The following is a 9,054-nucleotide window of genomic DNA, read 5'->3' on the forward strand; positions in this document are numbered from 1 at the left end:
TTGTTTCCGGTAGTAATAATCAGTTAGAAAGTGAAACTATTTATTCAATTGCAAAAAGTATTTATGAGGAATCCACTAAATACAATTTTAATCCTTTATTAGTTTCAGCATTAATAAAAGTAGAAAGTAATTTTATAATAGATTCAGTATCTGATTCTTATGCCTTTGGATTATGTCAGGTACGCAGGTTTATAGCCAAGGAATTAGCGGAAAATCTTGGAATTAAATGGGATGGCGCAGAAAACACCCTTTTTGACCCGGAAAAGAACATTAAAATCGGCTTATATTATCTGTCCTTACTGTATGATGACTTTGGTGATATAGAATTAGCATTAACTGCTTATAACCATGGCCCTTTTAGGATTCAGGAATTAATGTCTCAGGAAAGTGAAATTCCCAATGGCTATGCTGATAAAGTACTACAATATTATACTCAATATCGTGGTTTTGATATTGATCAGGCTGGTGATGTTCAAAATCGGGAAACAGAATAATAATTTAAGAGCCATGTTAAATGTTACAGAAAAAATATTAATATAAAACATAAAGAGATGATTAAAAATGAAAAACATTGCACTTATATTGGCCGGAGGAAGAGGAAAACGTTTCTGGCCTCATAGCAGGTTTAATAAGCCAAAGCAATTATTACCGTCTCCAAGTGGCAGAAGCATGTTGAGAGATACTTTTGAAAGACTTGTTCCTTATTTTAATGTCAATGATATATACATTGTGACAACTGAGGATTTAATCAAGCCTGTCAGAGAGATAGTTCCCGAGATTGATATGCTTAATTATATTGTCGAACCAGTAGGGAAGGATACTGCAGCCAGTATTGCCTTATCTACCCTTCTAATAACTCATTATAGACATCAGGATGTTAATTTAGCGATCTTTCCTGTTGATCACTTTATAACAGAAAAGGATAAGTTTTATACTGCTCTTAATAATGCCTTTGCAGCTATTGTAGAAGAACAGACCCCTGTTATCATAGGCATAAACCCTAAACGTAATGAGAGTCGCTATGGTTATATTTGCGCCAAAAAGGAGCTGGGGAAAACTGATGATTCTGAAATCTATAGTGTTAAACAATTTAAGGAAAAACCTGATAATGCATGGATTGAAAAGAATAAAAATAACTGCCAATTATTTTGGAATACAGGCATTTACATTTTTCCCAGTAAAAGAATAATGATATTACTGAAGAAATTGATGCCCGGGTTGTATAAATCAATACAAGAGATAACCGAAAGTATCGGTACATTAGAAAAAGGAGAGGTTATTAAGGAACAGTTTCAGAAAATGGAATCAATCTCTTTCGAGTATGGTGTATTAGAAAAAATTGATGAATTAGTAGTTGTTGATGGACAATTCAGCTGGGAAGATATTGGCTCCTGGAATGCTATAGAGTCCTTTTTGCAGCATGATGCTGATGGAAATATTATTCAGGGTGAACATACAGGAATAGATACTGAACGATGTATTATTATCAATGACAAGGGAATCACTGTTACTATTGGCTTATCTGATATGGTAGTTATTAATAATGGTCCTATTCAGCTAATTTATCCAAAAGACAGGGAAGGAGATCTCAAAAATATAATCAATCAAATGTCAAAAGACAGCCAATTCAAAAAGTATCTCTAAAATTAAATATCCAGAACACCAAAAAATCCATAAAATTTTAATAAATATTTTAATAAGAAAAAATTATATGTAGCAAATATAGCCAGGCAATAGAAGGAGGGTTATCGATTGAAAAACAATTATCTTTTTACTTCAGAGTCAGTAACTGAAGGTCATCCGGATAAAATTGCTGATCAGATTTCTGATGCAATTCTTGATGATTTATACAGACAGGACAAGGAATCCAGGGTAGCTGTGGAAACATTAGTTTCAACGGGTTTAGTATTGGTAGCAGGACAGATCAGCACAAATGGTTATGCGGATATTACCAAAGTTGTTCGTGATACAATAAGAGAAATTGGCTATACCCGGGCAAAATATGGTTTTGACTGTGATACCTGTGCGGTACTGACTTCAATTGAAGAGCAATCACCGGACATAGCTCTGGGTGTAAATTGTGCCTGGGAAATCAGGGAAGAAAAAAGTGTTCCCGAAAAAGACCGGATCGCATCTACCGGTGCCGGTGACCAGGGAATGATGTTTGGTTACGCCTGTCGGGAAACACCCGAACTTATGCCGATGCCAATATCATTGGCTCATAAGCTTACCAGTAAGCTTGCTTATGTAAGAAAGAAAAAAATAATACCATACTTAAGACCTGACGGTAAATCCCAAGTGACAGTTCAGTATCTGGATGGTAAACCCCAGAGGATAGAAGCAATTGTCATTGCTGCTCAACATCATCCAAATGTAAAATTAGAGATTATCAGGGATGATATTATTGAAAATGTCATAAAAGAGGTTATTCCTGAAAAATATATTGATAAAAATACCAAATATTATATAAATTCTACTGGTAGATTTGTAGTAGGCGGACCGCAGGCTGATACCGGACTTACCGGCCGTAAAATAATTGTTGATACATATGGTGGAGTCGGTAGCCATGGCGGTGGCTGTTTTTCCGGAAAAGATCCTACAAAAGTAGACCGTTCTGGAAGTTATATTGCCAGGTATATTGCAAAAAATATCGTGGCTGCTGGTATCGCTGAAAAATGCGAAATCGAAATAGCTTATGCCATTGGGGTAGCAAATCCCATATCGATAATGGTAGATACATTCAATACAGGGAAAATACCACAACCACAGATTATTGATATAATCAAAAGACATTTTGATTTAAGACCTGCCGCAATTATTGAAACTCTTAAGTTAAGAAGACCTATATATAAACAAACAGCTGCATATGGCCATTTCGGTAGAGAAATAGAGGATTTTACCTGGGAAAAATTAGATAAAGTCGATGATTTAAAAGGAGAAATATAGAAAACAATCATTAAAGTCTAATTTACCAGTTAAAAATTATAATGGGAGGTATGGAAATGAATATTAATGAACTGCTAAAACAAACTAACGATTTGGAAGCTTCTGATTTGCATATTACAGTAGGAGTCCCTCCTACACTGAGAATTAATGGTTTCCTGTCTACCCTTGATTATCCCCAGTTGAAAGAAACTGATACCTATGAAATGCTTTACAGTATAATGAATGATGAACAGAAAAAAAAGTTTGAAAAAGTTAAGGAAATTGATTTTTCTGTGGAATTAAGGAATGTTGCCCGTTTTCGTGTAAATGTTTTTCTGCATAGAAGAGGGATAGGGGGAGCTTTTCGTTTAATTCCGGATAAGATTAAATCTTTGGAAGAATTAGGATTACCCGGGAGCTTAGAAGATTTTACAAAAAAGTCAAAAGGCTTGATTTTGGTAACCGGGCCTACCGGAAGTGGTAAGTCAACAACAATTGCAAGTATGGTTGACCTTATTAATGAGAATAATAGGTTGCATATTATAACAATAGAGGATCCTATTGAATTTATTCATAAACATAAAAACTGCATAATTGACCAAAGGGAAATAGGCTTGCACACAAATTCTTTTTCTTACGCTCTCAGAAGTGCCTTAAGAGAAGATCCGGATGTTATCCTGGTGGGTGAAATGAGAGATTTAGAAACAATAGCCATGGCAGTTACTGCAGCAGAAACCGGCCATTTGGTCTTTTCAACTTTACATACCAACAGTGCTGCCGAAACCGTAGAAAGGATTATTGATGTTTTTCCTACACATCAGCAAAGACAAATAAGAGTTCAATTAGCAGAATCATTGCGGGCAGTTATATCACAGACACTGGTACCTAATATTGATGAAACCTGTAGAGTACCAGTGGTAGAAATAATGCAAGCCAATCCTGCTATTCGAAATATTATCCGGGAAGAAAGAATCCACATGATTCCATCTACTATTCAGAGTTCCAAACAACAGGGAATGCAGTCAACAGATCAATGTCTACGGGAGTTATACCATAATCATATAATTTCCAGAGAAGTAGCGTTATCAAAAGCTGTTGATCAAAAATATGTAGTGTCTTATTAGTTTAGAATTTCAAACATTATTTAGACCCATAAATTATGTTAATTAATCGAGGTAAATGCATGTTAAAAAAAGATAATAAAAAATTAGGGGAACTATTGTTAGATTACAAAATGATTTCTCATGAAGATTTATCAAGAGCATTGAAGATGCAAAAGGAAAAAAATAAAAGAATTGGAGAAACGTTAATTGATTTAAAGATGGTAACACAGGATCAAATAAACTGGATATTGAGTAAACAGCTTGATATTCCATATGTTCAAATAGAAAAAGGACAACTGGACATGGATTTGTTGAGAAAATTTCCTGAATATTTAGTAAAAAACTATAATCTAATTCCTTTAATTGAAATAGAAGGTAAAGTAGTTATAGCTATGGCTGATCCTACTGACAGTGAAGCTATCGATAAAATAAAAAATATAGTGGACCAGAAAATTGAAATAGCTTTTGCTTCATTCCGTAATATACTGGACATACTTGGATATATTGAAAAAGAATATCCTTCTATATGGCAAAATGCCAAAAATAATTAAATCATATAAATAGCAATATAAACAGCAAATAAGGAGTTAAGAATGGACTATAAAATTCAAGATATTTTGATTCAGGCAAAAGAAAAAGGTGCATCAGATGTTCACTTGAATATAGGAATCCCCCCGGTTTTCCGCTTGAACGGCAAGATGACCAAAACAGAATTTCCTGTTTTGAAGCCTGAAGATGTACATAAAATGATATACAGTATAATATTCGAAAAACAAAAAAAGGATTTTGAAAAAGATAAACAGCTTGATTTTTCATACGAGATAGAAGGTGTTTCCAGATTCCGTATTAATATTTTTCGGCATCGTTTAGGAGAAGCAGCAGTTATCAGACTTATCCCCACAGAGATATTATCTGTTGAGCAATTAGGATTACCTGATGTGATAACAACCTTAACAGAAAAGGATAAAGGAATAGTATTAGTTACCGGCCCAACTGGTAGCGGAAAATCTACAACACTCGCAGCATTGATTGACATTATAAATATAAAACGATATGAACACATTATTTCTATTGAAGATCCGATAGAGTTTATTCATCAGCATAAAAATTGTGTTATTTCTCAAAGAGAAATTGGAGAACATGCAGATTCTTTTGCCAGTGCCTTAAGAGTTGCATTAAGAGAAGATCCTGATGTTATACTGGTTGGGGAGATGAGGGACCTGGAAACAATATCAATGGCCCTCAGAGCAGCAGAAACAGGACATCTGGTATTTTCAACCTTGCATACCAATAGTGCTGCTGATACTATTGAGAGAATTATCAATGCTTTTCCCGCTCATCAGCAGGGTCAAGCCCGTCTGCAGTTGGCTGGTTCGATTGAAGCAGTAATTGCCCAAACTCTTATCCCGACAGCTGATGGACAGGGAAGAATAGCGGCGATGGAGTTAATGCTGGCAACACCGGCTATACGTAATTTAATAAGAGATGAAAAGATACATCAAATACCATCAACTATCCAGATAAGTAGAAAAATTGGAATGCAAAGCCTGGATCAGTCTTTAAAAGACCTGTTAATGCAGGGTAAAATTACCCGCGAGGCTGCTATAAAAAAGGCACTAAATAAAAACGCTTTTATTGAATATGCAGGGCTTTAGGATTTTTTTTGACTTTTTATTCTAAATTATATAAAATATCAAGATAATCAGATATAAAAATATTTTAAATAAAGTTATAGATTTACCGGGAAAAGTAAATTGCCGTTTTGGCAGTTGAAAGACAACCCGAGTATCATTTTGTATAATTATGAAATGATAATAGTAAACAGTCTATACGTTTAACGCGTTAAGTGTAAGAGTCGAATGGTGATATTCTGCCATTAAACAGGGTGGCACCGCGAAATTGTTTTTCGTCCCTGATAATATTTTCAAAATATTATCAGGTTTTTTATTTTTGGAATCAAATTTAATTTTAATATAACTGAATATAATAAAAGGAGCTTAAAGTGTTATCAAGAGCACCCAAAGGAACCAATGACATATTACCAAATCAGATAGATTATTGGTACTATGTTGAAGATATTATAAAAGATGTATTACAAACTTACGGGTATCGTGAAATAAGGACCCCTGCTTTTGAACATACAGAGTTGTTTGTTCGGGGAATCGGTGAAACAACGGATATTGTAAATAAGGAAATGTTTACATTTCAGGATAAAAAAGGGCGTAGTCTAACATTGCGTCCCGAAGGTACGGCACCTGTAGTAAGGGCATATCTTGAACATAATTTAGTGCGTGAAAATCCGTTAGTAAAATTATTCTATCTTGGTAGTATGTTCAGGTGTGAAAAGCCACAGGCAGGAAGATACAGGCAATTTAACCAGTTTGGCCTTGAGGCAATCGGCTCACAATCACCCCTGATTGATGCCGAGATTATTGAAGCTTCTCTGGCAATATATAAAAGATTGGGATTATCAAAACTTAATCTTGTGATTAACAGTGTAGGTTGTCGGGAATGCCGGCCTAAATATTTAAGTGAATTAAAAGGGTATTTTCAGGATAAAAAAGAATTATTATGCCCGGATTGCCGGGACAGATATGATAAAAACCCCTTGAGAATACTGGATTGTAAAAATACTCAATGCAGGATGCAGATTGAAAAAAGCCCGACCATTTTTGATTTTCTCTGTCAGGATTGCCAGGATCATTTTCAGAGATTAACTGAATATTTGGATGTGCTCGGAATTGCCTACCAGATAAATCCCTTATTAGTCAGAGGGCTGGACTATTATACAAAAACTGCATTTGAAATTATATCAGGTGAACTTGGTTCTCAAAATGCTGTAGGGGGCGGAGGCAGATACGACTATCTTGTAAGAGAATTAGGCGGAAAAGATACCCCGGCTGTGGGTTTTGCTGCTGGAATAGAAAGAATAATAGCCACTATGGAAAAACAGAAAGTAAAAATCCCGGTCTGGGCAGGAATAAAAGTTTTTGTTGCTACAGTCAGTTCCGAGGATATACCGGCTGCCTTTAAGATTATAAACAACCTCAGGGAAAATGGAATCAGTACTGAGACTGATTATCTGAATAAAAGTTTAAAAGCACAGATGAGGTTAGCAAATAAGTTAAATGTTTCATATGTATTGATTGTCGGACAGGAAGAATTGGCAGAACAGAAAATCACTATTAAAAATATGACAGATGGACATCAGCAAGCAGTTCCTCTAAAGGAAATATCGTCATATATTAGTAATAAATAAAAGAAAAGTTTCTTAATAATATTAAAAAAAGTTTTAATCTCTATTACAGCGAGGAGGGCATTAAATTAATGATTGATGTTAGAATATCAGATGTTGGAAATTATCAGGATAAAGAAGTCCGGATTAAAGGTTGGTTATACAATCAGAGGTCCAGCGGGAAAATAAAGTTTATGATTATGCGTGACGGGACAGGTTTTTTACAGGGAACACTGGTAAAAAACGAGATGGAAGAAAAATATTTTAACCTGCTGGAGGAAATAAATTACGAATCTTCCATTATAGTAGAAGGAGTAATCAAAGAAGATAAACGAGCCCCCAGTGGATATGAAATGTTAGTAAAGACAATTCAGGTTGTCCATAATGCCGAAAAGGATTACCCAATATCTCTTAAGAAGCACGGGGTAGGTTTTTTAATGAATTATCGCCATCTGTGGATGAGAACCCAGAGGCAGAATGCAATCTTAAGAATAAGAACAGAGATTGTAAAAGCTATTCATCAGTTCTTAAACCAAAAGGGTTTTTGTCTGATAGAATCACCAATTTTGACCCCTGCTGCCTGTGAAGGAACCACCACATTATTTGAAACAGATTATTTTGGAGACAAAGCTTTCCTTACACAAAGCGGGCAGCTTTATAATGAAGCATCTGCAATGGCATTTGGGAAAGTATACTGTTTTGGTCCAACTTTCAGGGCAGAAAAATCTAAAACCAGAAGACATTTGATGGAATTCTGGATGGTTGAGCCGGAAGCAGCTTTTTTTGATTTTAACGATAATAATAAATTGCAGGAAGAAATGATTGTTAATATTGTTGAACATGTCCTGAAAAATTGTTCTTTAGAATTAAAGACATTAGAACGTGATATTTCATTATTAGAGAATATCAAATCTCCATTCCCTTACCTTGCTTATGATGATGCTATCAAATTAATACAGAAAGAAGGAAGCCAAACAAAATGGGGTGATGATTTAACGGGTGAGGATGAAACAATAATATCACAGCAATATAAAAAGCCTGTATTTATTCACCATTTTCCTACAAAGTGTAAGGCTTTTTATATGAAACCTGACCCTGAAAGACCGGAAACGGTTTTAGGTGCAGACTTAATAGCCCCGGAAGGGTTTGGTGAAATAATTGGCGGTGGTCAAAGGATTGATGATTATCAATTGATTAAAGAAAGAATTAAGGAATTTAATTTACCTGAAGAAGATTATCAATGGTATATAGATCTGAGAAAATACGGTTCAGTTCCCCATTCAGGTTTTGGCCTGGGAGTAGAGCGAACTGTTGCCTGGCTGTGCAATTTATCACATATCAGGGAAACAATACCATTCCCGAGAATGCTGAATAAGATTTATCCATAAGATTGTATAACGTATAACGTATACCGTATACCGTTTTCCTCGTATTTCCCTCTCCCCTCGGAGGGAGAGGGCAGGGTGAGGGGTAAAACAGTTTTTAGTTCTTAGTTTACAGTTTTCAGTCAAATGCAAAATATAAGAAGAAACAAAGCTACAAGATAAAACAGTAGTTAGTCGTTGGTAGATAGTAGATAGTTTAATAGATTTGAATGCAGTAAAAAATTTTACTGTTGTCATTTCCCTCTCCCCTCGGAGGGAGAGGGTCAGGGTGAGGGGGATGAAATTAAAAGAAGAGGACTGAGAATTAAGTATAGTAATAAGTAGCAAGTACTGAGTGACAAGTGAGAGATGATTATCAGTTCTTAGTTTACAGTTTACAGTTTTCAGTTTTTTTCAGTTTATAGTT

Annotated in this window: 8 protein-coding genes; all 8 read left to right on the forward strand. The window is 35.1% G+C overall.

Annotated elements, in window-relative coordinates:
- Positions 1–494, forward strand: a 494-nt coding sequence (locus tag PHQ99_06870) for a transglycosylase SLT domain-containing protein (GenBank protein MDD4289293.1), incomplete at its 5' end; no start/stop codon positions are given.
- Positions 495–561: 67 nt separating this feature from the next.
- On the forward strand, positions 562–1,644 hold the full coding sequence (locus PHQ99_06875) for a sugar phosphate nucleotidyltransferase (protein ID MDD4289294.1): 1,083 nt from the start codon (positions 562–564) through the stop codon (positions 1,642–1,644).
- A gap of 108 nt (positions 1,645–1,752) precedes the next feature.
- Positions 1,753–2,946 (forward strand): methionine adenosyltransferase, encoded by a 1,194-nt coding sequence (gene metK, locus PHQ99_06880; GenBank protein MDD4289295.1) that lies wholly within the window; start codon positions 1,753–1,755, stop codon positions 2,944–2,946.
- Positions 2,947–3,002: 56 nt separating this feature from the next.
- A complete protein-coding gene (locus tag PHQ99_06885; protein MDD4289296.1) occupies positions 3,003–4,049 on the forward strand; it encodes a type IV pilus twitching motility protein PilT in 1,047 nt (348 codons plus the stop codon).
- 59 nt (positions 4,050–4,108) lie between these two features.
- Entirely contained in the window at positions 4,109–4,579 is a 471-nt protein-coding gene (locus tag PHQ99_06890; GenBank protein MDD4289297.1) for a hypothetical protein, read from the forward strand.
- 42 nt (positions 4,580–4,621) lie between these two features.
- A complete protein-coding gene (locus PHQ99_06895; protein ID MDD4289298.1) occupies positions 4,622–5,683 on the forward strand; it encodes a type IV pilus twitching motility protein PilT in 1,062 nt (353 codons plus the stop codon).
- Positions 5,684–6,030: 347 nt separating this feature from the next.
- Complete coding sequence (gene hisS / locus PHQ99_06900; protein MDD4289299.1) at positions 6,031–7,287, forward strand: histidine--tRNA ligase; 1,257 nt, start codon at positions 6,031–6,033, stop codon at positions 7,285–7,287.
- Between the two features lie 68 nt (positions 7,288–7,355).
- Positions 7,356–8,651, forward strand: a complete 1,296-nt coding sequence (gene asnS, locus PHQ99_06905) for an asparagine--tRNA ligase (protein ID MDD4289300.1) — start codon at positions 7,356–7,358, stop codon at positions 8,649–8,651.
- Positions 8,652–9,054 lie beyond the last annotated feature (403 nt).

The sequence above is a fragment of the Atribacterota bacterium genome, from assembly GCA_028703475.1.
Lineage (GTDB): Bacteria > Atribacterota > Phoenicimicrobiia > Phoenicimicrobiales > Stramentimicrobiaceae > JAQVMU01.

Excerpts from the sequence above, each read along its gene's own strand:
- PHQ99_06875 (MDD4289294.1), top strand. The coding sequence starts at position 562 with ATGAAAAACATTGCACTTATATTGGCCGGAGGAAGAGGAAAACGTTTC.
- PHQ99_06885 (MDD4289296.1), top strand. The coding sequence starts at position 3,003 with ATGAATATTAATGAACTGCTAAAACAAACTAACGATTTGGAAGCTTCT.
- PHQ99_06890 (MDD4289297.1), top strand. The coding sequence starts at position 4,109 with ATGTTAAAAAAAGATAATAAAAAATTAGGGGAACTATTGTTAGATTAC.
- PHQ99_06895 (MDD4289298.1), top strand. The coding sequence starts at position 4,622 with ATGGACTATAAAATTCAAGATATTTTGATTCAGGCAAAAGAAAAAGGT.
- asnS (MDD4289300.1), top strand. The coding sequence starts at position 7,356 with ATGATTGATGTTAGAATATCAGATGTTGGAAATTATCAGGATAAAGAA.